Source organism: Treponema sp. R6D11, assembly GCF_054786075.1.
On record NZ_BDHD01000735.1, the window covers coordinates 1 to 568 of the forward strand.

General features: G+C 43.3%; 1 protein-coding gene. It reads right to left on the minus strand.

What is annotated here, in order from left to right:
- Positions 1-568, minus strand: a 568-nt coding sequence (locus ACYVTD_RS15795; protein WP_461248642.1) for a DUF933 domain-containing protein, incomplete at both ends; no start/stop codon positions are given.

The following is a 568-nucleotide window of genomic DNA, read 5'->3' on the forward strand; positions in this document are numbered from 1 at the left end:
GTATTACATCCCCGTCTTTAACCACATACTCTTTCCCCTCGCTCCGCACTAATCCCTTCTCGCGAGCAACCTGCATATTACCGCACTCATGCAAATCATCATAATGCACAATATCAGCCTTAATAAAACCTCGCTCAAAATCCGTATGTATCCTGCCAGCCGCCTGCGGCGCTCGCCATCCTTTTGTAATCGTCCAGGCCCGCACTTCTTTTTCCCCCGCCGTCAAATAGCTAATTTGGTTAAGCGTCTTGTACGAACTTTGCACAAGCTTATCCAGCCCACTCTTATCAAGCCCTAGCTCATCTAAAAATTCTTTTTTCTCATCAGGGTCAAGCTTCGAAACTTCTTCTTCTATCTGCGCAGAAATAACTAGAACTTCACTGTTTTTAGCATACTCTCGAACAGCCTTAACAAAATCATTTTCCGTTCCAACCTCATCTTCTGCAATATTACAAACATAAATGACAGGTTTAGATGTCAATAAATCAAAATCTTTTATAAGTTCCCAATCCTCTTCAGCGAGCTCAGCATCTCTGGCATCTTTGGCCGATTCCAACGCCTTTTGTAG